Origin of the sequence: Campylobacter showae (assembly GCF_963515975.1) — a bacterium.
Lineage (GTDB): Bacteria > Campylobacterota > Campylobacteria > Campylobacterales > Campylobacteraceae > Campylobacter_A > Campylobacter_A showae_F.
Genome location: NZ_CAUPZM010000020.1, coordinates 22,526 through 45,760, shown reverse-complemented (window position 1 = coordinate 45,760; position 23,235 = coordinate 22,526). Strand labels below are relative to the sequence as shown.

The 23,235-nt window shown below is 46.3% G+C and carries 17 protein-coding genes; 5 read left to right on the top strand and 12 right to left on the bottom strand.

What is annotated here, in order from left to right; all coding sequences use genetic code 11:
- From RWM02_RS07965 to RWM02_RS07955, 3 genes are all read left to right on the top strand, one after another.
- Positions 1-4,784: hypothetical protein (locus RWM02_RS07965; RefSeq protein ID WP_314070922.1), on the top strand; the 4,784-nt coding region annotated here is incomplete at its 5' end.
- 188 nt (positions 4,785-4,972) lie between these two features.
- Positions 4,973-5,566 (top strand): LemA family protein, encoded by a 594-nt coding sequence (locus tag RWM02_RS07960; RefSeq protein ID WP_314070919.1) that lies wholly within the window; start codon positions 4,973-4,975, stop codon positions 5,564-5,566.
- Between the two features lie 19 nt (positions 5,567-5,585).
- Entirely contained in the window at positions 5,586-6,542 is a 957-nt protein-coding gene (locus tag RWM02_RS07955) for a TPM domain-containing protein (RefSeq protein ID WP_314070916.1), read from the top strand.
- A 300-nt stretch (positions 6,543-6,842) separates the two neighbouring features.
- On the opposite strand, the gene RWM02_RS07950 is transcribed toward RWM02_RS07955, so the two are convergent.
- Positions 6,843-8,231, bottom strand: a complete 1,389-nt coding sequence (locus tag RWM02_RS07950; protein ID WP_314070912.1) for an amidohydrolase family protein — start codon at positions 8,229-8,231, stop codon at positions 6,843-6,845.
- Between the two features lie 130 nt (positions 8,232-8,361).
- Between RWM02_RS07950 and RWM02_RS07945 the strand changes: the two genes are divergently transcribed.
- Complete coding sequence (locus RWM02_RS07945) at positions 8,362-9,012, top strand: MerR family transcriptional regulator (protein WP_314070909.1); 651 nt, start codon at positions 8,362-8,364, stop codon at positions 9,010-9,012.
- On the top strand, positions 9,009-12,497 hold the full coding sequence (locus RWM02_RS07940; RefSeq protein ID WP_314070906.1) for an acyl-[ACP]--phospholipid O-acyltransferase: 3,489 nt from the start codon (positions 9,009-9,011) through the stop codon (positions 12,495-12,497). Before RWM02_RS07945 ends, RWM02_RS07940 begins: the two co-directional genes overlap by 4 nt.
- 115 nt (positions 12,498-12,612) lie before the next feature.
- Here the strand turns inward: RWM02_RS07940 and RWM02_RS07935 are convergent, their stop codons facing one another.
- The 11 genes from RWM02_RS07935 to RWM02_RS07885 all read right to left on the bottom strand — a co-directional run bounded on the left by RWM02_RS07935 (position 12,613) and on the right by RWM02_RS07885 (position 23,235).
- The gene (locus tag RWM02_RS07935; RefSeq protein ID WP_314070904.1) at positions 12,613-13,440 is read right to left on the bottom strand and encodes an ABC transporter permease; all 828 of its coding nucleotides are present in this window, start codon (positions 13,438-13,440) and stop codon (positions 12,613-12,615) included.
- A complete protein-coding gene (locus RWM02_RS07930; protein ID WP_314070901.1) occupies positions 13,433-14,092 on the bottom strand; it encodes an ABC transporter ATP-binding protein in 660 nt (219 codons plus the stop codon). Before RWM02_RS07930 ends, RWM02_RS07935 begins: the two co-directional genes overlap by 8 nt.
- A 10-nt stretch (positions 14,093-14,102) precedes the next feature.
- A complete protein-coding gene (locus RWM02_RS07925) occupies positions 14,103-15,008 on the bottom strand; it encodes a NapH/MauN family ferredoxin-type protein (protein ID WP_314070898.1) in 906 nt (301 codons plus the stop codon).
- A 3-nt stretch (positions 15,009-15,011) separates the two neighbouring features.
- Positions 15,012-15,467: a c-type cytochrome gene (locus tag RWM02_RS07920; RefSeq protein ID WP_314070895.1), complete on the bottom strand. Its 456-nt coding sequence runs from the start codon at positions 15,465-15,467 to the stop codon at positions 15,012-15,014.
- Positions 15,468-15,476: 9 nt separating this feature from the next.
- Complete coding sequence (locus RWM02_RS07915; RefSeq protein WP_314070893.1) at positions 15,477-16,049, bottom strand: c-type cytochrome; 573 nt, start codon at positions 16,047-16,049, stop codon at positions 15,477-15,479.
- A 2-nt stretch (positions 16,050-16,051) separates the two neighbouring features.
- A complete protein-coding gene (locus RWM02_RS07910; protein WP_314070891.1) occupies positions 16,052-16,732 on the bottom strand; it encodes a 4Fe-4S dicluster domain-containing protein in 681 nt (226 codons plus the stop codon).
- A complete protein-coding gene (locus RWM02_RS07905; protein ID WP_314070889.1) occupies positions 16,729-17,964 on the bottom strand; it encodes a nitrous oxide reductase family maturation protein NosD in 1,236 nt (411 codons plus the stop codon). Before RWM02_RS07905 ends, RWM02_RS07910 begins: the two co-directional genes overlap by 4 nt.
- Positions 17,961-18,722, bottom strand: a complete 762-nt coding sequence (locus tag RWM02_RS07900; protein ID WP_314070887.1) for a cytochrome C — start codon at positions 18,720-18,722, stop codon at positions 17,961-17,963. Before RWM02_RS07900 ends, RWM02_RS07905 begins: the two co-directional genes overlap by 4 nt.
- A 135-nt stretch (positions 18,723-18,857) precedes the next feature.
- Entirely contained in the window at positions 18,858-21,452 is a 2,595-nt protein-coding gene (nosZ, locus tag RWM02_RS07895) for a Sec-dependent nitrous-oxide reductase (RefSeq protein WP_314070885.1), read from the bottom strand.
- A 15-nt stretch (positions 21,453-21,467) separates the two neighbouring features.
- The gene (locus tag RWM02_RS07890; protein ID WP_314070881.1) at positions 21,468-22,547 is read right to left on the bottom strand and encodes a hypothetical protein; all 1,080 of its coding nucleotides are present in this window, start codon (positions 22,545-22,547) and stop codon (positions 21,468-21,470) included.
- A gap of 157 nt (positions 22,548-22,704) precedes the next feature.
- A complete protein-coding gene (locus RWM02_RS07885) occupies positions 22,705-23,235 on the bottom strand; it encodes an SCO family protein (protein ID WP_314070878.1) in 531 nt (176 codons plus the stop codon).

The window sequence follows — 23,235 nt, the reverse complement described above, 5'->3', positions numbered from 1 at the left end:
TAACCAACCAAATAGGCAACGAAAGCCCAAGAGGTAGCGATAGCGTTAGATTTGATACTACAACCACTTCAGCTCCGATCGTTACTATAACCGAAGATACTAATAACGACGGAATTTTAAATAGAAATGAAAACGGAATAGATCCTAACACTACGACGGCTAAGATCGAAATACCTGCAAATGCCGTAGCAGGAGATACTCTAAACGTTACCGTTACGAATCCCGACGGTACTCAAAGAACGCACAGCGTAACTATTACTCAAGATATGAAAACTAACGGCTATATCATGGATAATAGCACTGCCGATAAAACGGTTCCTGTCCAGGACGGCAAGGTTTCTACCGTATCTGCAACTATAACCAACCAAATAGGCAACGAAAGCCCAAGAGGTAGCGATAGCGTTAGATTTGACACCACCACGCCTGCGGCTCCTACGGTTGTATTTACGGAAGACAGGGATAATAGCGGGTTGCTTAGCTATTCTGAAAATAAACATGACGGTGATAAAAAAGTTACCGAAGCTAAGATTACCGTACCTTCGGACGCCACATTAGGAGATATTCTAAAAATTACCGTTACTAATCCAGACGGCACGAAAACAACACAAAGCGTAACTATTACTCAAGATATTAAAGATAACGGCTACTCGTTGCAAATCCAAACCAATAAGATGTCCAATAGTGGATCAACTACGGTATCTGCAACTATAACTAACTCGATAGGCAACGAAAGCCCAAGCTCTAGCGATACGTTAAGGTTGGATGTAAATCCAGTAGTTTACTTGCCTGAGAATTACAACGGAGACCGAATATTAACTCCTTCTGAAAATATAAGAGACGGGAATTTAAATTTCACGACAGTAAAAATTACCATCCCTGAGGATGCAAGAGCCGGCGATGATATGAAAATTACTATGACATATACTGACAAAAACGGTAACGTAACTACAGAGGAAAGAATAGAAGTAATCAAGCCGGAACATATAAATAACGGACGAACAATGGTGATCGATGGTATGGCCAAAGTAGCTCCGGGAGTTAAAACCGGAGTTATAGCTAGAGTCGTAGATCACGGTAACGGCGATCAGAAGAGCGAAGATTCAAACAATGCAGAAGTAACATTCTATGACGGCAATATAGGCGTAGAATTTAACGAAAAACCTAGCAAGGTACAGGCATCGGGAGCTAAGATACTATCTAGAGCAGACGGTATGACCGATCAAAACGTAAACGAAACTAACGCTACTATAACTATACCTTACGACGTCAAAGACGGCGATAAACTAGTCTTGAAGGTTGAGGAACCTGGCAAAGGCGTAGTTACAAAAACGTATACTATTAAATTAAATGCGCAAGGCGTTATAGAGTCTATAAAAAATGACGCTGATAGCAGCGATATTTTACCTAGAAAATCTAATAAGCCGATCTCCGATCTAAGAACAGACGACGAGCTCTATAAATTTGAGTACAAAGATCTCGACGTAAGATCAAATCAAGATACGAAAATAACGGCTACCGTACAATACGCTGAACCGCAACCCGACAAAACTGCCGATGCGAAAATCAGCATCGAAGCTATAAAAGAACCGGGCGTGATTTTTGAGGACGCTAAAGGCGGAAAGGTTACGGATAGAACGGTTGCTGGACACACGAGCAGTGAATACACGACGACCGTAACGATTAAAATTCCAAACAATGCGGTTAACGGCGATAAGCTAACTGTGACAATTAAAGAACCTCGGGCTGACGGATCATATATAGATACCGTTAAACACTACACTATCGAGAAAAATAATAACAAGAGCAATGCTGTAACGAGACTCAAAGATAATGATACCGGTAGCTACGTAGATATGAAAACAAAAAATAGCTTCGAGATAAAAAACGTTCGTATGCGCACAGATCACAAAACTACCGTAGAAGCCGAGATATCAGATGCTAGAGGTATAGAGAAGGCTAGTGCTACTAAAGATAATATAATCAACAATCTAGATGCTATGGAAGTTAAATTTGATAAAGACGTTAATCAAAATTTAACCGTATCAAGAGCCGAAAGCGCTGAGGGCGGTAATACGCAGATCCATAAAACTACGGCAAGCATAAAGCTTCCTTACAACATAGTTGACGGCGACAAGTTAAATATTACCGTAAAAAATAAAGCCGAAACTTCAGGCGAGACGAGTCAAACTAAAACATACACTCTTCAATCATACCAAGACGCCGACGGAAATAAGCGCTTTAAGGGTGTGGCTGCCGACGGTACCGAGGTTGAGGTTAAAAAAGACTATACGGTACAAGTAGGCGTAACTATGGATGAGGGATACAAAACCGTAGTAGAGGCCGATGTTTCAGATGGTAAAGGCGGTAAAGCAGCTGCTAAAAATAACAGCGAAATAACACCTCTTTATGACGATATGTATGTGGCATTTGCCGAAGATGAAAACAACGACGGGTCTATTTCTGCCGGCGAAAATGCTCAAAGCGGCGTAACTACCGCTACCGTAAAACTGCCTAGCAACATAGTAAACGGCGACAAACTAGATATCGACATTAAACATAACGGTGTAGTAACTGAAACTAGAACTTACACTATTAAAGAGTATCAAGATCCGGCAGGTAATAAGAAATTTAAAGTCGTGGCTGCTGACGGTACCGAGGTCGAGGTAAAACAAAATAATACTGTAGAAATCAAAAATATACCTATCAGCGATACCGCAAGTACCGGAGTGGATGCCAAAGTAACAGGAGCAGACGGAATCGGAAAGGCCGCGTCTGCAGCTAATAGCACGATCCTAGGAAGCGGCGCGGGACATAGACCTCTTTACTTGGGCTTTGAAGAAGACGTAAACAGAAACGGTAAGCTAACTAGAACGGAAGCAGACCTAGACGGCAATATCCACAAGACAAATGCTCTAGTTACGATCCCTAGCAATGCGGTAGCCGGCGATAAAGTACAAGTTAGCATAAAACAGCCAAAACCGGATGGAACTACCGAGAATATCTCAAAAGAATTCTCTATAGTAGGCGTAAATCCTGATGGAAGCTATAAGGTTAGAGGTAACGACGGGGTTGAATTTGATACCGGCAAAAACGGCATCATAAAAGTTCCTGTATCTATGATAGCCGGCAAAGAAACCTTAGTCGGCGCCAAAGTTGTCGATGGAGCGGGAACTGAAAAAGCGACCGTTGCAGATAAGGGTCTTGAGCTAACTCCTGAGTTAAACACTAAAAACGTATCTGTAAGCTTTGACGAAGACAATGCTAATAGAAACGGCGTAATAGATAGAAGCGAAGCGTCAAGCGACAATAGCGTTCTTACTACTACGATTAGCGTAACTCTTCCTAACGGCGTAGTGGCTGGAGATAAACTAACCGTAAATATAAACGGAGCCGACAAGGTCTATACCTTTGAAAAATCAAACGGCAAGCTACAAGCTGTCGGTACGGACGGCTCAAGGCTAGACGTAGAGGACGATACGGTAAAAATTAAAAACGTACCTATGCAAAACGATACCGAAATCGTTGCAAAAGCAACACTCTCTGACGAATTTGGAATAGATAAAACTCCTACGGCCGAAGCTAAAAATAAACTAAACAGCGACTGGAACGGAGAGCTAACCGCTAGATTTGAAGAGGATGTCGATGACGACGGTAAGATTAGCAGGATAGAAGATACCGCAGACGGCGGATATGCTAAAACTACTATCGCGGTAGGACTTCCAAGCAATATAATAAACGGCGATAAGCTAAATATTAATATTAAAGAGGGTGGCGTAAGCAGAAGCAATAAGTCATATACTATCGAAGAGTATAGAGATGCAAACGGAATTAAGAAATTTAGAGCAGTAAGCAGCGATGGATCAGAAACTCTAGAAGTAGAGGGCGGCGCAGTGCGAATTCGCAATGTAGGTATGAAGCCGGATGATCAAACCAAGGTTTCCGTAGAGGCTACGCTAACCGATGCGTATAACAATAATAGAGTCACAAGTAACGATGAGGCTGTCCTAGAAAAAATGCAAAATATAAGCACGATAGGATATAGCGAAGAAACCAACTATGACGGCAGACTAACGGTAGCGGAAAATAGCCATGACGGAGATAAGGGTTCAACAGGTATAAGCGTTTACCTACCTGACGATACGGTAGCCGGAGATAAAGTCATAGTGAGCTATACCGATCCTCACGATGCAAGCAAAACGATAACCAAAGAGTTGCCTGCTCTGACTCAGGAAGATATAGATCGCGGTCATGTCTCTACCGATATATTGATAAATACCGAAAAAGACAATAACAAGGTAAATATTAGCGCTAAAACGGTAGATCAAAACGGCAACGAAAGCGCTACCGTCCTTTTCCCTACGATAAACGTGGAAAAAGACACCGCTAACGACACCGTCACATACAAAGCGACTCAAGAGAGGATGTACGGCGGACTAGGCGAAGATACGTTGGTATTTAACGATAGTATCGACTTAAGCCAAGTAAGCAACTTGGATCATAAGGTTGAAAGCTTTGAGGAATTACAGCTAGGTGCCAACGGCTCAGCCGGAGCCGTAGAGCTAACCATTAGAGCTAAGGACGTGCTAGATATCACCGATAATGCCGATACGGTATTAAAAATAAAAGGCGATGAGCACGATAAGGTTAAAGGTCAAGGACAGTGGAGGCTATCGGATGATCAAAGCAAGGCCGATGCCGGCTATAAAGTGTATGATAGCGTAGATAGCGTAGACGGCAAAACCGTACACATACAAATCGACGAAAAGATCCAAACGGACTTTTAAGTTTTAAACGCTATGCGGCAAGGGAAGCAAAATCTCTTGCCGCAAATTTATTATTCAAATTTATTCCTGGTTCTCTCAAATTTAGCTCAAAATTTAACTTCAAATTTATCCGACCTTCATTTTTAAATTATTAATTTTAAAAGCATTTAAGTGTATAATCAAGGTAGAAATTTCTCAAAGGAGCACCCATGAAAAATCTAGTCGTTTTTCTAGTCGTCTTAGGCGTTATCGGCGGTATCGCCTTAAAGTACGTCAATGCCTTCCCCGTACTCGACGAAACGGTTAAGGAGAAATGGGCCCAGGTGCAAAACCAGTACAAACGCCGCGCCGATCTTATCCCAAATTTGGTAAAAACGGTTCAGGGCTACGCTAGCCACGAGGAGAGCGTGTTTAAAGAAGTAACCGAAGCTAGAAGCAAAGCTTCTCAAATGACGATCGACGTTAGCTCGTTAGATGATCCGGCTAAGCTAAAAGAGTTTGAAAACGCTCAAAAAACTCTAGGCGGCGCGCTATCTAGGCTAATGGCCATCACCGAAAACTACCCTCAGCTAAAAGCCGATCAAAATTTCCTCTCCCTGCAAAGCCAGCTTGAAGGTACGGAAAATCGCATTGCGGTCGCTAGAAAGGATTATATCGCAGCCGTCAAGGACTACAACGTCGCTCTGCGCAAGATCCCGGGCAAATTTATCGCCGAAATGATTTATCCCGAGCTAAAACCGCGCGTAACCTTTGAAGCTAGCGAAGCCGAACAAGCCGTACCGGACGTATCCTTCGCCAAATAACCCAACCAAGGTACAAAAAATGAAACGCATTTTATCTACTTTATTTTGCGTTTTTACGCTTTTAGGACTTACGGCTATAAATTTATCGGCAGCGGATAATACTACCGAACAAAACAAAACCGTAAAAGAAACTACCACTCAAACATCAAACGAAAAGAGTTTAAATTTCCCTGCCTTAACCGGCAGGGTAGTAGATCAGGCAAGAGTACTAAGCCAGAGCACAAAAGACGAACTAGAAACATTACTAGCCACTCATGAAAACAATACCACTAATCAAGTCGTAGTAGCTACTATAGAATCTCTAGGTAACGCTCAAATAGAAGAGTACTCCCTAGAACTAGCTAGACATTGGGGTATAGGACAAAAAGGTAAAGATAACGGAGTAGTATTAGTAGTAGCTCCAAACGACAAACAAGTACGCATAGAGGTAGGATACGGCCTAGAAGGTACTCTAACGGACGCACTTAGCAGCAACATCATAAACTACTACATAATCCCTGAATTTAAAAAAGGCGATATCCAAAACGGTATAAAGATAGGCACGCAAAAGATCATAGCGCTACTTGACGGGGATGAGGGGGTGAAGAAGGAGATAGAAAAGCAAGATGAGACGCCTGTGGAAGCCTACGGGATAGTAGTTGGCATGGTGATGGTATTTGCTTCGGCTATTTTTGGCGCGGCAGCCCTGCGAATCGGAGCCAGCGCGACGCTATCGGGCTTTATCTCGGGCGTAGTCGCAGGGACGTTTGGTATCGAGGATCTGCTTGTTAGAGGCACGATAGTGCTCGTTCTTTTTGTGCTACTTTTTTACCTAATGCGAAATATGAAAACCGGCGGCAGAGGCTTGTACGGCGGTGGCGGCTCTGGCGGTTACGGCGGCGGCGGATTTAGCGGCGGGGGTGGAAGCTCGGGGGGCGGAGGTTTTAGCGGCGGCGGCGGAAGCTTTGGCGGGGGCGGAGCTAGCGGCAGGTGGTAGTCTGTTGCTTTAAAATTTAGCGTCAAATTTTACGGACTTGCTTGCTAAATTTGACGCCTTTGCTTTGTAAATTTGATTTAAATCCGCGAGTAGGCGGTTTAAATTTGGCCCAAGGCGTGGTTAAAATCTAAATTTAGTTCCGTCAAATTTCTCACGCTTGCTGTCAAATTTGCGGTTTTTGAGTATGTACTGCCGAGAACGTGCAGATTTTGCCGACCATCAAATTTTACTCCAAATTTGTAAATTTCTCCGTCTTTAAATTTACGCGTCAAATTTCTCGCTGTGCCCGTTAAATTTGCTCTAAATCTCTCCCAAAATCTTTTTATAATTGCTAAAAATCGGCGAATCCTCGCCAAAATACAAACTCATCGCGCGCACGTAGCGATCGAGCGGATTTTGGATGCGATTTAGCGTGAGACGCTTGCAAAACGGCAGGTCGTAGCTGCTTAAAATCACGCTAAAAGGTACGGGAAAATCGGTACCAAAAAGGATTTTGTCGTGGATTTGCGTTTGGGTTTTTAGATGCGGCAGTATGCGGGCCTTGTTTATGCAAAGCAGCGCCGAAACGTCGGCGTAAAGCCCGTCAAATTCGCGCAGCCAACGAAGTAGCGTGAAGTAGTTTGCGCCCAGTTTCTCCGGATCGCGCGAAAGCATAGACAAAATGCCGTCGCTTGAGGCGCCCATGTGAGCGCAGACGATGCGGCAACCAAGATTTAGCGGGGATTTTAGCTGCTCGATGCTCTCAAGCGCCTTGTTTGATGCTAGCGAGTTTTCGTCGCCCACGTGTATAACAAGCGGCAGCTCAAGCTCGCTAAGCAGCCTAAAATATGGCTCATATCGCTTGTCGTTTAGATCCGTCTCCCAGTAAGAGTGCAGCAGCTTGCCGCCTTTAAAGCCCATTTTGTAGTACTTTTCGATCAAATTTAGCGCGTCTTTTCGGTTTGGATTTACGCTAAAAAACGGCACGACCTCGTTTGGATTTTGCCCGTAAAAGGCAAAAACCTCCTCGTTTGAGGCGCAGACGGTTTTGTCCTTGTGTACGAGGTTTCCGCTCTCGTCAAATTTCGCATCGACGCCGAAAACTACAGACTTTTGGACGAAATTCGAGCTTTTAATCAGCCGCGCAAAGTTGCTTTTGTAGCCTTCAAAGCCATTTTTTATAAGCTCGCGCCTGTTTATGTCGAATTTTTTGGCGAAAAACGCAAGCGCTAGTTTGTCGTAAAATCGGTCGAATTTGACATCCGCGCTAAGCAAGTGCGAGTGGATATCGACGGTTTTTATCTGCGTTAAATTTGCGCTTTGCAAGCCGCCTAGTTCGCTTTCCCGCACGGCGGTTTCGTTAAATTTACACTGCGAAAACCCGCCAGAATTTACTTCGTTTGCGATTAAATTTACGCTCGTTTTAGCAAATTTATCTTTGGCGTAAATTTGACTAGCGTTTTGGCAAAACCCGAGCGTTTTTGGCGCGGCCGTCTCGCTCGCTCTTAGATTTGAGCTTAAATTTACCCGCGCGTTTTGCTCGGTTAAATTTGCGCGAGTTAAATTTGCCTCCGTTTTTCGAGCTACTAAGCCAAAGCTTGCGGCGTTTGCTCGGGTCAAGCTTGTCGCCGTTTTTCTGCCTATCAAATTTATGTCAAAACCCAAAGCGTCCAAGCGCTCGTTCGCGCGGTTAAAAACATCTCGAAACATCGTTTCTCCTTTTTAAAATTTGACGAAATCATAGCCTAAATTTTAAAAAGTGTCAAGTGACGCTTTACACTTTATGGTTTTCTAAGCTAAATTTGCGTAAGATTTCGTCAAATTTAACAAAAGGAAAGAGATGAGCTACAAGATGAGCGAGCTTTGCGAACTATCGCAAACGCCCAAATCAACGATACTCTTTTACGTCAAGGAGGGGCTTTTGCCCGAGCCCATGAAGGTAAAAGACAACGTACATCAGTACGGCGAGGATACGCTTTTGATGCTAAATTTCATCAAATACGTCCAGAGCAACTTCCACCTAAGCCTAAAAGAGGTAAAGGCGCTCACGCAGCAAAAGGGCTTTAGCTTTAAGCGCTGCTACGAGGCGCTTTTTGATTCGCTCGATACCTTTATGGGGTCAAATTTCGCCCAGACGCTAAGCGCCGAGCAGGCGTGCGAGAGGCTGGGTATCACGGAGACCGAGCTAGATAAATTTATAAAGGACGGATTTATCTTTATGCGAGGCGGCAAGCTAACCGAAAAAGAGGTCGAAATCCTGCAAATCGTGCTAGAAACGCAAAAAAGTGAGCACGGGCGGGAAATTTTACAGACCTATATAAATTTAGCCAAGCAAACGGCCAAAATCGAAGCCCAGTGCGCGCGCGAAATTTACGCGAAAGCAAAGGACAAAAACGCGGCCTTAAAGCTCGTTTTCGATAATATCTTGATCCTAAAACCGTATATCTTAAATTTTCACACATTCGATGCCTACAAAAAGGAGAACAAATGAAGGGCGTTTTTTCGGTTAGGGGCTTTTTGCCCTTTTTGATCGTTATGTTTATCAACGCGGTCGTCGATCTTGGCCACAAGATCACGATCCAAAACATACTTTTTAAGAGCATCGAGGATGAAAATTTACAGATCATCCTGACCTCGCTCGTAAATTTGCTAATCTTGTTGCCCTACATCATGCTTTTTAGCGTTTCGGGCTTTTTAAACGATAAATTTTCGCGCACCCGCATCACGAGATACGCGGCGGCGAGCGAAATTTTACTCACGCTTTTTATCACTATAAGCTACCTTTGCGGCTGGTTTTACGTGGCATTCGGTACGACGCTGCTGCTAGCGGTGCAAAGCGCGGTATATAGCCCTGCTAAATACGGCCTCATCAAAAAAATCGTAGGCGGCGAAAAGCTGGGCGCTGCAAACGGTATCGTGCAGGCCTTTACTATCGTGGCGATACTGCTTGGCTCGTTTGTTTTCTCGGCGATTTTCGAGAGCTACGCCGCTACTAGCACGGACGCCGGTGAGATGATAAAATCGGTCTGGTTTATCGGCGCGATACTTTTCGTTTGCTCGGTAGCCGAGACGATTTTTACGTTTAAGATTCCGTTTTTCGAGGCGACTGACGCAGGGCTTAAATTTGACGCAAAAAAGTACTTTAAACTAGGCTACCTAAAAGAAAATACGAAGCATATCTTTAACAACAAAAATGCCTTTTTATGTACGCTGGGGCTTTCTGTTTTCTGGGCGGTGGCGCAGCTGGTTATCGCCGTTTTTCCCGCTCACTACAAGGCTATGAGCGCGGATAACAACGTCATGATCGTGCAGGCGATTTTAGCCGTTAGCACCATCGGTCTAGTCGCCGGCTCTGCGCTAGCGGGCAGTTACTCGAAAAACCACATCGAGATGGGCATCGTGCCTTTTGGGGCGCTTGGGCTTTTTGTTTCGCTACTTATGTTTGCGCAGGGTTCAAGTGCTGCGTTTATGACGCTGGCGTCCTTTTTGTTCGGCTTTAGCGGCGGCATTTTCATCGTGCCGCTAAACGCAAATATCCAGTTTTTCACATCCGAAGAGCAGATGGGCCGCACGCTAGCGGGCAGTAACTTTATCCAAAACATCTTTATGGCGGCGTTTTTGCTGCTTGCGATGGCGTTTAGTTTATTTGCCGTTAGTACGCCCGAAATTTTCGTCATTACCTCTTTTAGCGTGCTTATTTGCGCGCTGGTAGCGATAAAATACCTGCCGCATCTTTTTGCTCGTTTGCTTATCATGCCGTTTTTTAGGATCGGATACACGATCAACGTCGACGGCGTCGAAAATATCCCGCAAAAAGGCGGCGTGCTGCTGCTTGGCAACCACATGAGCTGGATAGACTGGGCGGTGCTACAGATGGCCTCTCCGCGTCCGATCAGATTTGCGATGCATAAGAGCTTTTATGAAATTTGGTACCTAAAATGGCTGCTAAATTTATTTGACGTGATCCCTATAGGCGCGGGAGCGAGTAAAAGCGCTCTAGAAAAGATCCGCGAGTGTCTAGACGCGGGCAACGTGGTGGCGCTGTTTCCGGAGGGACATATCAGCTATAACGGCCAGATAGACGAGTTTGCGCACGGTTACGAGATAGCCGCAAGCGATACGAACTCCGTCATCGTGCCGTTTTATCTGCGCGGCCTTTGGGGTTCTAGCTTCTCACGCGCTCAAAAATACTACCAAAGAATCAGCCGCAAAATAGACGGCAAGCGCGCTATCAGGGTGAGTTTCGGCGTGCCTTTGGCACCTGAAACCAAAGCCCCGCAAGTACGCGAAAAAGTAGTCGAGCTGTCGTTTTTTAGCTGGGCCGAGTATCTAAAAACTCTCGAGCCTATGCAGTTTAGCTGGCTAAAGCACGCCAAAGCGGATCTGTTTAAACGCTCGATGGTAGATAGCACGGGCGCTGATCTAAACAATCTCAAGGTTATCGCGACGGTGCTTGTGTTTTTGTCTAAATTTAAATTCTCGTTTTTAAAAGAGCGAAACGTCGGCGTGATACTGCCCTCCTCGGTGATGGGTAGCATTATAAATTTGATGCTATTTATCAGAGGCAAGATAAGCGTAAATCTAAACTACACGCTTAGCGAGCAAAATTTGATCGGCTGCGCGGACAAGGCGGGGCTAAGAAGCATAATCACGTCACGCCAATTTATCGCCAAACTAAAGGCTCGCGGCTTTGAGCTGGAAGAATCTCTAAAAGGTAGACTAATCTATCTCGAAGACGTCGCGCAGGGCATAAGCAAGGCTGATAAAATTTGCGCGATGCTAAAGGCGGTTTTGATGCCGCGCTGGCTGCTTGAGCTTATATATTTTCGCGACGTTCGCATCGACGACGAGGCGGCGATACTCTTTAGCAGCGGCAGCGAGGGTACGCCAAAAGGCATCGTGCTAACGCATAAAAACATAATGGCTAACATCAAGCAAATTTCAGAGATTGTAAACACGGACGGCAACGACGTTATCTTAGCGTCGCTACCGATATTTCACTCGTTCGGGCTTACTGCGGCGACCTTTTTCCCGCTTAGCGAGGGTATCGCCTCCGCTCACGTGCCTGATCCCACGGACGCCTTTGCCGTGGGTAAGATGGTTGCTAAATACCACGCGACGATAATGTTTGGCACGTCGACGTTTTTTAGGCTCTATACCAAAAACAAAAAGCTAAATCCGCTGATGTTTTCTACGATCCGCTACGCGATTGCCGGCGCGGAGAAGCTAAACGCGGCCGTTAAGCGCGAGTTTAAGATGAAATTCGGCGTCGAAATTTACGAAGGCTACGGCACGACCGAGACCTCGCCCGTCGTTAGCGTAAATACCGCAAACGTGCTAGAACCGGAGTTTTTTAAAGAGCTTGTTTTCTCAAAAGAGGGCAGCGTGGGTCTACCGACTGCGGGCACGATAATAAGAATCTGCGATCCTACAAGCCTAGAAAAGCTAGAAAGCGGACAGGCCGGCCTAATCCTAATCGGCGGCCATCAGGTGATGAAGGGCTACTATCTAGATGAGGAGCGCACGAAAGAGGCGATCGTCGAGCTAGACGGCGTGCGCTACTATAACAGCGGCGACATCGGCTTTTTAGACGAGGCGGGCTTTTTAACCATCACGGATAGGCTATCTCGCTTTGCTAAAATCGGCGGAGAGATGATCAGCCTAGGCGCGCTCGAGGCTCAAATTTCAGGCGTACTGGGCGATGAGGTTACCTTTGTCTGCACCAACGTCGCCGACGAGAAAAAGGGCGAGCAAGTCGTCATGCTCTTTAGCGGCGAGATCAGCGAGGATGAGCTAGCCGCGCGCATCAGGGCTTCTGCGATACCTTCTATCATGCAGCCTTCAAAGATTTACAAAGTCGAAGCCGTACCTGTGCTAGGAACCGGTAAAGTGGATTTTAAATCAAGCAAAAAGCTAGCGGCCCAGCTTGTCGCTGGCGAGGGAAATTTAGGCGCGGCGGAGGAAGCTGAGGTTTAAATTTGCCGTCGTAACGGTTTGGTTAAATTTGATAAAAGGGCTTAAATTTGCGAGTTAAATTTAAGCCCGAGAAGTAAAATTTGATCAAATTTGACCGCCGCAAAACGAGTCAAATTTACACCAAATCCCTGCTGCTAAAGATAAAATACCCCCCGACAAGCATAATCGCGCCCAAAATCAGCGGATAAAAAATCGAGTAAATAACAAATCCAAACGCGCTAAAGTTGTTTAGCACAAAATTCGACGCTACGCCGATCACGGCTAAATTCGGATCAAACAGGCTAATCGCCGCGATCCTAAAGACCTCGATCGGGTTAATGAGCGCGATAAAAAAGATGATATCCTCGCGCACGTTGCTCTTCATCAAAAAGCCCATGAGAGCTAGATCCAAAAACGCCAGCAAGACAAGCCAGAGTAAAAACGCGACGCCCTGACCCATTTCTTGATTTTTGATTACCGAGGAGATGAGAAATCCAAACGACAAAAACACGAAGCTAAGCGCGAAAAGTAGGGCGGTGTAGAGGCTTAGGATATCCCACGGGATCTCGATTTTTTTAACCAGACCCGCGACTACTGCTAAAACAAAAGAGAGCAAAAGTGGCACGAAAATGACGAAAATGCGCCCCAAAGCCTTGCCGAAATAGTATTCGCCCAGGCTAACGGGGAAGCTAAGCATGTATTCAAGCAAATTCGTATCGCGGTCGGCGCTGATGCTGCGCACGGTCGAGATGAGGATAAAAATAGGCACGATAACGATGCAAATTTGGATAAAAAGCAGCAAAAGCCGCGTAAGTCCGCTAAAGCCCAGCACCCGCGAATCCGTCACGCCGCTAAAGATAAAAGTAACGATAAGCCCCATAAAAACTAGCATATAGATGAGGAACCAGCGCGAGCGCAGCGACTCGGCGACATCTAGTTTGGCGATGAGTAGCAAGTTACGCATGCGCGCCTCCTTGATAGATCGGCTCGTCTTTTATGATCTGCCCCAGGTCCATCTCGACGTAGCGGTTTGATATGCCCTGCACCTCATCAAGCCTGTGCGAGATAAAAACCAGCGTCTTTTCGCGCGCGAACTCGCCTAGCAGATCCATAAAATTTCGCCTGGCTTTCGGGTCTAAATTTGCCGTCGGCTCGTCAAACATCATGGCATCGGTATCTTTAGCAAAGGCGATTGCGATTAGCATTTTTTGCTTCATACCGCCTGAGAGTTTGTAAAATGGCTTATGAAAATTTCCTTTTAGATCAAGCTCCATTTTCTCGCAAAATTTATCTATGTTTTCCTGCGCGACGTTTGAACTTTTACAGACGAACTCGCAAAGCTCTTTTAGGTTAAATTTAAGCGGCGGCGGCGTTTGCGGGACGAAAGATATCACGCCAAGAGCTTCTTTGCGCGCGGTAAAAGGATCAAAGCCGTTTACTCGCACCTCGCCGCTGTTTGGCTTAAATTCGCCTAGGATTATGCGCATCAGCGAGCTTTTGCCGGCGCCGTTTTGCCCGAGCACGACGGTTTTTTGCCCCTTTTCTATGCTCAAATTTACGTTTTGCAGTATCTTTTGCGAGCCAAAAGCCTTGGTGATGTCTTTTAAGATTATCAAATTTATCCTTTTAGATGAGCTTTTTAAAGCCGTTGTCGAATTTCAGCGCGTCGTGGTGACACACGTCGATACAGCGCCCGCAAAGCGTGCAGTCGCCGCCCACGAGACGAAATTCTTTTTTATTTTCGTCGTCGCCCGTTTTAGCGTTTTTCTTCGTGATTTCAAGCACATGCGGCACGAGACAGGTATCTATGCAGACTAGGCAGTGGTCGCAGCGCTCTTTGTTCCAGCTAACTTTAACGGCGTTGGTGCGGGTTAGCAGCGAGTACGTAGCGCCGATTGGACAGACGTAGCGGCACCAGCCTCTGCGGGAGTAGAAAATCTCGACTAAAAGCACGAAAACCGCAAACCAAATCGCGTGAAAATAGCCGTAAATGACGAATCTAGACACTATGCCCGTCACGCTAAATATCTCAAACACGAGCTGCGAGCTAGCAAAACTCATCGCTATAAAAAGCGCGGTAAAGACGTAGCGCCATTTCGGATCGAAATTTCGGCGTTTAATTATCTTTTTGGCGGCTAAATTTTCGTGTATTTTCTCGCCGATCTCGCCTAAAAAAGTATAAGGGCAAATCCAGCCGCAAAAGGCTCGTCCGCCCGCAAGCGCGTAAAAAAGTAAAATCGTAGCCGTGCCGATGATCAAATTTGTCGGAAACTCGTGCGTCGCGGCAAATACCTGAAAGCTCATAAAAGCGTCGGTCAAATGAAAGCCTAGGATCCTTGATCCGCTGATGTCGCCTTCTAAAATTTGAATATCCGCGCGGTAAGAAAGCACGAACAAAATATGCACGAGCGCGATAACGATAAGCCGCCAAGCGCGGATGCTAAGGCGCTTTTTACCCTCGGCGTTTTTTACCGTGAGCGTGCTTAGAAACGGGACTTTGGCGACCGTGCAGCGCGTGGCGTACTTGTCCATTTTCTACTCTTTAAATTTTGAAATTTCATCAGCTAACGCGCCTAGATCCTCGTCTGAAACATTCGTGAGAAGCCCTTTCATCAGGCTATTTGGCACCTTGCCCTCTTTGTAGTTTTTTAGCGAAGCTAGGATTTCGTCCTTGCTTTTGCCCGCGATGCTAGGAGCCATCACGCCCTTGCCGTTTGCTCCGTGACAAGGCGCGCAGGAGGTTAGGTATCGTTTGCTAACGCCCTCGCTAGGCTGATTTGCGACGCTGTTTTGCAGCTGTTTTATCTTTTTGATCTCTTCGCTATCTTGCAAATTTAGCTCTTCATTTACGACTTTTGGCTGCGTTTGCTGTGCCGGTTTTAGCTCGGGCCTGCTAGCGTCCTTTATAGGTGCCGACGGCTGGCTAGTCAGCATAAAAACCATGAGCGCAAGTACCAAAACTCCAAAGATTATCGCTATTTTCTTTCCCATTTTAGCCTCCTATTTTTTTCTAAATTGCTCGTTAAATTCGCTGATTTCATTAGCTAGCGCCCTGATCTGCGCCTCGTCCATACCGCGAACTAGATCTTTCATCAGCGGATTTGCCTTTTGCTTGCTCTTATACGCGGCGATCATGTCGTAAATTTGATCCGAGGTTTTGTTTAGCAGCGACGGGCCGATGATGCCGTTGGCGTAGTCGTCGTGGCAGGCGGAGCATTTTACGATAAAGTCCTTACTAAGGCGCCCTTTTACGAGTTTTAAATTTATGCTTTGCAGCGGGCTTCGCACCATCGCTAGCGCGCCGACTGAGCGGCTAGTCTCGCTCTCTTCGTCATCTAGACCAAATTTGACTCTCTTTTTGCCGTTTATGTCGTAGCTCATAAACTGATCGTAGTCTTTTTGCGCGGTTGCGTTAGCGTCCGCTTTTTGCGTCTCTATTATGCCTGCAGCGACGGGCGTCACTTGCGTTTTTGCCGCTTGCGTAGCGCTTTTTTTATCGTCTTTGCTCTCGCAGCCAGTTATCAGCGCTACCGCAGCGAGAGCCGCGAGACAGCCTAAAATTTTATTTTTCATTTTTATCCTTTGTAAATTTCGTCATAGCTGCGGTTTGGCGCTATGTCGATGATTTGTGCGGGGCAAACCTCGGCACACGCTCCGCATCCGACGCAGCCACGTTTAAATTCGGGCAAATTTCGCCCGTCGCTTTTAGCCATCGTTATGGCGGCGTCTCCGACGGGACAGAGGCTAACGCACAGATCGCAGGGCTTATCCACGCTATTTTGGATGGCGTCTTTTACGGCTTGCTCGCGGTCGTTGTAAATTTTACGTTCAAGCATTCTCGTAACGCCGCTTAAATTTACGTTTTCGTTTTTGTACGCTAGACAGGCTTCGCGTCCTCGCAGCACGCCCACGCCCATCTTTACGTCGCTAATCTGCGTCGTGGCGTGATCTAGCGCGCCGCTGGGACAGGCTAAAACGCAAGGAAAAAGGTCGCACAGATAGCAGCCTCGCTCGTGCGCGTCGATGTAGGACGTGCCGTTTGAGTAGCCCTGCACGATGTCTAGTAGCTTGATGCTGTGATACGGGCAGACCTGCACGCACTGGCCGCATTTTATGCAGAGCGATTCGAAATTTTTAACCGCTCCGGGAGGCCGTAAAAAAAGCTCGTCCGCGCGCGTTTTGGGTAAAAAATATCCGATACCGTAGCCTGCTGCCGCCGCGCCTGCCGTTAGGGCGATAAAATTTCGTCTATTCATAGCGTTGCCTTTTGAGCGTTATTGGGGCGCATTTTAGGAGAGCCGTCCTCTAAAAGCTTGAGCGGCTCGGAAAACGGCGCTAGCTTAGCTAGAAAATTTAGCCCACTAATCACGGTGGAGCCGTAGAAAAAGCGCAGAGTCGGATAGTACTGCCAAAGCTTATCGGCGTAAACAAAGTGCAAGTATGGCGTATCGCCGATACCGTCTCTATCGACGTCGAGTCCTTCGTATTCGTCGAAATAATTACCGCTCCACTCGTTTAGCTCGATCTTTGAGCCGGGCGTATCGTTGATAGCCGTTTCCATGTTGCCGATAAAATCATTGCCCTTAAACACGCTTTTTTCCTGCGTCGCGTGCATTTGCAGCCCGATGACGTTGTATAAAATTTGATTGTTTTCGAGGGTATTTACGGTGCCCGGATTTAGCGGCGAGCGGTCCGAGTAGATGCCGCGCGAGTTATATAAAAAGGTATTTTCTCTGATGTTAAATCCCGAGGCGTCTTTTAGCGCGATACCCACGCCAAACGCTCCGTTTGAGTTGATTATCACGTTTCGGCGCACGAGAGAATTTGTTGAAAACATAAAATACATCCCCACCGCGCCGCCGCTAAATTCGTTATCCTCGATGAGGTTACCCGCAGAGTACATCGTATGCACGGCGTAGCGGTTGTTTTGCCCGTAGTTCTTGCGGATTATATTGTTGCTGGAAAACCACGCCACGATGTCGCGGCTGTTATAGACGTAGTTTCGCTCGATCAAATTTTCGTGCGAATACCACGCGCGCACGGCGTCTCCGCGTCTAGGCACGTCAAAGCCCTCTTTTGAGGTGATGTTGTTATCTCTGATGACGGCTTGGTTGCACTCTGATAGCTCGATACCGAAAAGCACGTCTTTAAAGCGGTTTTTCTCGACTAAAATATTATTGCCCTTAGAGCAGCTGACGCCCGCGTCTAGCTCCATCTGGCTCGTGCCGCTGCCTTCGATGTTTAAATTTATGAGCTTGACGTTTTTTGCCGTTACTTTTATCACGCTTGATTTGCGGTCGCCTCGTATCACGGCGCCGTCGCCCTTGCCTATGATTGAGAGCGGTTTATCGATTATGATATTTCCCTCGTAAAGTCCGTCGTTTAGGCGCAAGATGTCGCCCGGTTCGGCGGCGTTTATAGCGTCTTGTAGCGGACTGGCGAAGGCCGTCAAATTTAGCGCACAAAAGAGCAGAAGCTTAAATTTCATTTCGCGTCTTTGAGCTCTTTTTTCTTTGAAAATACGGCTAGGATACAAAGCGCGCTCATAGCCATCATCACCCAAAATCCTATGCTAGGATACGAGTGCGTAGTAAACTGCGCGACCTTGCCGTCGCCAAGCACTGTCGGCATAAACGGTTTTATCTTAAACGCGCCCCACTCTTGCATATTGTGCCCGTACCAGTATAGCCAGCCCGCAAACGCGCCCATAAAAAGTAGCGGAGCGATGGTCGGAAGCACCATGAGCAGGGAGTTAAATTTGCCGTCGTAGTATAAAAAGGCTAGCATACAAAGCGTCGAAATAAGCAGATAATAAGGCGCAATCGCGCGCTCGACGTTGCCGCCGTGCTCCATCGGATACATGCCGATGTAGTGGTTTATGGTGTTCATCTCGTGCACGTCGCCGCCGTATCCGTCAACGTGAAAATAAACGGGAATGCCGTTTGGAAAGGCGTCTTTTGGGTAGTTTGGCGCTTCAAGCGCGACGTACCAGATAGGAAAAGACGGCGTGCCGATCTCGGCTTTTTGCTCGATCGCTTTTTGCAGGCTGGCTTTTACGTCGTCTGGCATCAAGTGATTTTTGTACTGAAACGAGGTGTAAAGGTCATAAATTTTATACGAATACCCGGCAAGCGGCTCGCCCGCGGCGATCTTAGCCTTGGCTCCAAAAAAGCCCAGCACCGGGATCGTAAAACAAACGGTCATCAAGACTAACGCGATAATAGTGTAAATTTGATACTTCTTCATCGTTTCTCCTTTGTTAAATTTAAAAAATTTTTCGCAAAACGCTTTTTAAATTTAACGTAAGAGGCTCGGGTTACGCGCGCCGAGCCTCAAATTTAGCGGATCTGTTCGGACCGCTAAGCCCGAATCAAATTTGGATTACATTCCCGCGTTTTCGTCGATCCATTTTAGGTATTCGATGATATCTTTGATCTCTTGGTCGCTCATGTGCTGATTAGGCATTCTTAGGTTAAAGTAATCGATCATAGACTTGATATACTCGTCGCCGTAAAATTTAGACGGATCTTTGATAAAGTCAAACACCCATTTCTCGCCGTTTTCGTGACGCAAAAGAACGCCGGTTAGATCTGGGCCCGAGCTAACTTGACCGATGACGTGGCAGCCGTTACAACCGCCTTTTAGATAGGCAGCCTCGCCTTTAGCGGCAGCCGGACTCATAGGCGTGGCGATCTCTTTAGCTAGGTTGTTTTTAGCTCTTAGGCCGACGTCTGCGGTTTTAACCATATACTGCCATACTTGGTACTCCCATAGGATCGCACCGTTTACGTCGCCTTTTTTGTAGGCTTCGTCGGCTTTTGCTTTTACTTCAGGGATTTTGCCGTATTGATCTAGCGCATCGGTAACTAGCTCTTTTACCTTAGGATATTTTTCGTAATGCTTCTCTTTTAGATACGTAACGACGCTTTGGATAACCTCGTCGGTAGCTTTATTCGTAGCGATTACTTTATCGTATTCGGCTTTTAGAGCTTCCGGGCTTAGGGTTTTTAGCTTGCTTGCTTTGGCGGATTCGTATTTTTTGTTCGGATCTTTAACTAGCAAGTAACCCATCATCTCAAGGTGCAGCGCAGAGCAAAATTCGGTGCAGTAGTAAGGGAACACGCCCTCTTCGTCCGCTACGAAATTTACGGTTGCTGTTTTACCCGGCTCTAAAGAGGCGTGGATGTTGTAAAGATCCACGGTAAAGCCGTGCGTCTCGTCCTGTGCGCGCTCTAGGTTGGTTAAGTGGATGGTTACGTTGTCGCCTTTATTTACCTCGATATGCTCAGGGTTGATGTGGCTTCTGATCATCGTAGCGTAGACGGTTACGTTTTTGCCGTTGCGCTCGATCCTCTCTTGTCCGGCGAGAGTTACGAACGGACTTTCTTTACCGGTGCGAGAGTTTGTTCCCATGGCGTAGGTGGTAGCCGGTTTTAGCTTGCTAGCCGCAATCGAAACTACGTCGTGAGGTTCGCCTAGAGGTATCGGCATATCGTATAAAAGCTCCATTTTTGAGCCGGCTATGTCGATTAGCTGGTGGTTTTGCGGGTGAAGAGGACCTACCGGGTTAAAGCGATCGATCGAAAGTTTATCAAGAGCGATAGCGTATTTGCCCTTAGGTTTGGCCGATTTTCCCTCCATAGTATCTAGGTGTCCGATGTTGTAGTGAACGTTGATCCTATCTAGGACTTTTAAATTTTTATAGTCCCATTTCACGATCTGGCTATCGACGTAAAGAGAGGTATAGATGACGCCGTCTTTTTCGTCAAAAGAGTTGTGCAGAGGTCCAAGACCAAGTTCGACTTGTCCTTGCAAGCTCTTTGCCATATCAAGCACCGGGATGCCGTACGGATCGGTGCCGGCGAACTCTTTTTTGTCGATTAGGTTTTTGATCTTTTTAAAATCATAAACCGTCGCGTGAGTATCTAGCTTGCCGCCGATAACGATATAGCGACCGTCAGGAGTGACGTCTACGCCGTGCGGGCTCTTTGGTTCAGGGATCAAAAATAGCGCGCCGGCTTTAACGGCAGCCTCTATCGTAACTACTCTGTGGCCGTTTATTTCTCTGTAGTTTTTCTTATCCTGAGCTAGTTTTTCTAAAATTTGCCAGTTATAAACGTGCAAATAATCAGTGTCGTTTCTGCTCGCGCCCGCTTCAAACGGAGGCAAGCCCTTTTCGATACCGCCCGTATACATCTCGGAGTTTATCGAGTTTGTAAACGCCCAACCAAAGCTCTCGCCCTTACCTGCGTCGCTTAGGTCTTGCCAGTATGGAGGAAGCTCGAGCGAGAAGGAAGCTTTCTCGTCTATCTTGCCTTTTGGATAGTCGAATTTCCAAAAAGTTACCGCACCGCGGAAAACCGCTTCGTATTCGTCCATCGAGTGATAGCCGTTATCTAGCGGAGCCGCGTACTGCGCCGCTTCGATGACGTATTCGCTGTTTGGAGTGATAAAGCTACCGCCGTGTTCGCTTTTCATGATAGGGTTAACCACGATCTGAGTCGTCTCGAAATCATGTAAATTTATCACTGCGATGCGAGGGTTGGCCTTGTCGTTGATGAAAAGATAATCACCGACGTATTCGCCGTTTTTCTCCGTAAGAGCAGGGTGGTGAGTGTCGCCCCACGTGATTTGTTTGCCTCTGATGGCGCCGCTTTTTAGGATGGCTTTAGACTCCTCGTCATAGCCGTATCCCTGCCAAGGCTCGGGCGTAAAGACGCCGATATACTTGTAAATCCTCATCGAAGGCACGCCGTAAACCATCACCTGTCCGCTTTGGCCTCCTGAGGAAAATACGATGTAGTCGTCTTTTTTACCGCTTGGCTGATACGTTTTAGCGGCCGCTAGGATGTCTTTTTCCGTTAGCCCGCGCGCTTTCATGATAGCTTGTAAGTCGCTATCCGCCGCACACGCACTGCTAACGGCAAACGCGAGGCCCGCAGCCGCAACGATACCGCAACTAAGTAGTTTGTTCATTGAAAATCTCCTTTCCTAAGATTTTTTCTTGTAAATTTGGATCTCGCCGTTTACGCTAACGGCTATGACGCTATCTTCGTCATTAAAAATTTTTATCACGGCGTCGGAGTTTTTGCCTATTTTTTCTATCTGTTTAAACTCCGCGTCGCTTCGTAAAATTTCGCCGTTTCCAAGCCCGATATAAACTTTATCCTGCACGACCAGCAAGCTTTTAACGCGCGAATTTGAGATTTTGTAAATTTGAATTTCTGCGTCCGTCAAATTTGCGTTTGCTTTGCCGTTAGTTAAATTTAGATCCGCTTTGTTTTGCGCGTTTTTGACGGCGGTTAAATTTGCACTTGCGTTCTCTTTGTCGCTTGTTTGAGTTAAATTTGCTTCGGCGGCCAAATTTGCCGCGCTAGGCTGCTTGCTTGCTAAATTTTCGTTCGTAAAATTTCCATCTGCGTCAAATTTGAGGCTCGCTATCTCGCCGCTAGCAAGTCCGAAAATCATGCCCGAGTTTATCTCCGCCGCGCTCAGAGCTACGGATTTTAATTTGCCTAGATTTTTTGCCTGCATCGTGCTTAAATTTACGCTAAAAACCGATCTATCCCAGCCCGTTATCAGCACGGCGCCGTTTAAAATTTTACAGGTTGCGATACGATATGCGCCGTCAAGATTGGCGCGCATCAGCTTTTTTGACGCAACGTCGTAGGAGATAAAGGCGTCTTTACCGGCGACCGCGTAAATTTTGCCGTTTGCGACGTGAAGGTGCGTTATCTGCGCATCAAGGCTTAAATTTGAAAGATTTAGCATGCCGGCAAAAGAGCTAAAATCATCGCTAAATTTAGCTATCTCTCCGCCCGAAAAACCGGCGTACAAATTTGCGCCGTCAAAGGCTAGAGAGGTTATCTCATTTGCTTTAAGATCAAATTTGCTTATGGGTTTTAAGTCTTTTTGATTAAGTATTTTTAGCGAATTTTTAGCATCGTAGACGGCTATGGTTTTGTTTTGCTCGCTATAGGCGCAGCTTTTTACGTCGAGGCTAGCTGTAGCGCTAACATCGCTTGCGAAGGAGAAAACAAATAGAGCGCATACGAGCGCTATAATCTTCATGGATGACTTCCGAATTTTAAATTTCCGCTAAAGAAACTATACAACCGGAAGGCTTAAAGTATATTGATTTAAATCAAAATCATTAATAATTGAGTATAAAAAAATATCTTTGTGTTATAACGTAACACCTGCAATTTACGAAATAATAAAGCTGTTATTATTTCAGATTTTCCAGCGTTTTCTTGATATTTTGCGCCGTTAGATTGGAGATCTCGGCGACGAATTTATCGTTTTTGTCTAACACATAAAGCGAGGAGCTATGAGCGACAGAGTACTCTATCGCCGATTTTTCAAGCAGCACCTTTTGATACTTCACGCCGTAGCTTTTGGCAACCTTAGGCAGATCGTCTAACACTATGCCGTAAGAATTCGGATAAAAATACTTCGCATACTCGTCGACGTTTTTAGCCTCGTCGCGCTCCGGATCGAGGGTGACGAAAATCACGACGATGTCGTCTCGTTTAAGTTCGTTTAAAACGCCCGAAAGGATACCCAGAGTCGCAGGGCAGACGTCGGGGCAGGTGGTGTAGCCGAAGTAGATAATCTTATTTTTGCCCTCAAAGCTCTTTAGGCTCACCGCGCCGTTTGCGCCTTGGCCCGTAAGAGCGTATTTGTTTGAGTAGAGTGCGAGATAGCCTGCGCCAAGAACCGTTAAAATCAGTATAACTGCGATAATAAGCTTTTTCAT

Bases quoted from the DNA above. Each gene is read 5' to 3' on its own strand.
- RWM02_RS07960 (WP_314070919.1), top strand. From the start codon at position 4,973: ATGAAAAATCTAGTCGTTTTTCTAGTCGTCTTAGGCGTTATCGGCGGT.
- RWM02_RS07955 (WP_314070916.1), top strand. From the start codon at position 5,586: ATGAAACGCATTTTATCTACTTTATTTTGCGTTTTTACGCTTTTAGGA.
- RWM02_RS07950 (WP_314070912.1), bottom strand. From the start codon at position 8,231: ATGTTTCGAGATGTTTTTAACCGCGCGAACGAGCGCTTGGACGCTTTG.
- RWM02_RS07945 (WP_314070909.1), top strand. From the start codon at position 8,362: ATGAGCTACAAGATGAGCGAGCTTTGCGAACTATCGCAAACGCCCAAA.
- RWM02_RS07940 (WP_314070906.1), top strand. From the start codon at position 9,009: ATGAAGGGCGTTTTTTCGGTTAGGGGCTTTTTGCCCTTTTTGATCGTT.
- RWM02_RS07935 (WP_314070904.1), bottom strand. From the start codon at position 13,440: ATGCGTAACTTGCTACTCATCGCCAAACTAGATGTCGCCGAGTCGCTG.
- RWM02_RS07925 (WP_314070898.1), bottom strand. From the start codon at position 15,008: ATGGACAAGTACGCCACGCGCTGCACGGTCGCCAAAGTCCCGTTTCTA.
- RWM02_RS07920 (WP_314070895.1), bottom strand. From the start codon at position 15,467: ATGGGAAAGAAAATAGCGATAATCTTTGGAGTTTTGGTACTTGCGCTC.
- RWM02_RS07915 (WP_314070893.1), bottom strand. From the start codon at position 16,049: ATGAAAAATAAAATTTTAGGCTGTCTCGCGGCTCTCGCTGCGGTAGCG.
- RWM02_RS07910 (WP_314070891.1), bottom strand. From the start codon at position 16,732: ATGAATAGACGAAATTTTATCGCCCTAACGGCAGGCGCGGCGGCAGCA.
- RWM02_RS07905 (WP_314070889.1), bottom strand. From the start codon at position 17,964: ATGAAATTTAAGCTTCTGCTCTTTTGTGCGCTAAATTTGACGGCCTTC.
- RWM02_RS07900 (WP_314070887.1), bottom strand. From the start codon at position 18,722: ATGAAGAAGTATCAAATTTACACTATTATCGCGTTAGTCTTGATGACC.
- nosZ (WP_314070885.1), bottom strand. From the start codon at position 21,452: ATGAACAAACTACTTAGTTGCGGTATCGTTGCGGCTGCGGGCCTCGCG.
- RWM02_RS07890 (WP_314070881.1), bottom strand. From the start codon at position 22,547: ATGAAGATTATAGCGCTCGTATGCGCTCTATTTGTTTTCTCCTTCGCA.
- RWM02_RS07885 (WP_314070878.1), bottom strand. From the start codon at position 23,235: ATGAAAAAGCTTATTATCGCAGTTATACTGATTTTAACGGTTCTTGGC.